The sequence below is a fragment of the Treponema sp. R8-4-B8 genome (assembly GCF_054786175.1).
The window spans coordinates 1-455 of record NZ_BDHE01000378.1; the positions used below are offsets into that span (position 1 = coordinate 1).

A 455-nucleotide genomic window follows, 5' to 3' on the forward strand; every position below is an offset into this window, starting at 1 on the left:
AGTTACTCTGTTATCTTGCGGCGAATTCATGTTCGAATACCATTTTTATTCAGATTCCAGTTGACAAAGAAGAAAAAATTGTAAAGGCGGCGACAGAATTAGATATGTCAGGTAACGGCTATTTAATGTAAGGCTTAAAACAGTGTAAGTTCGTCGCTGAAGCGTGTAGGAAATAATGCGTTTTATTTTTGGATTCTTGGCGGCAATAACCGGTATTTATTCAGTAATTATTTTTATACGCATAATATTTTCATGGTTTGGAAGCATGGTTGGCGGAAAACCTGTAGAAATTCTTAATAAAATTACAGACCCGTATCTTGACTGGTCGAGGCAAAAATTACGTTTAAACATTGGCGCTTTTGATTTTTCGGTAATCCCAGCGATAGTATTTCTTTCTTTTATTCAAAATCTATTTCGTATTCTATCCATCGCGGCACGACTACCTTTAGGATTTA

Annotated in this window: 1 protein-coding gene; it reads left to right on the forward strand. The window is 35.6% G+C overall.

Going from position 1 to position 455, the window contains the following annotated elements:
* Nucleotides 1-175: 175 nt before the first annotated feature.
* Nucleotides 176-455, forward strand: a 280-nt coding sequence (locus tag ACYVRA_RS08845) for a YggT family protein (protein ID WP_461252346.1), incomplete at its 3' end; no start/stop codon positions are given.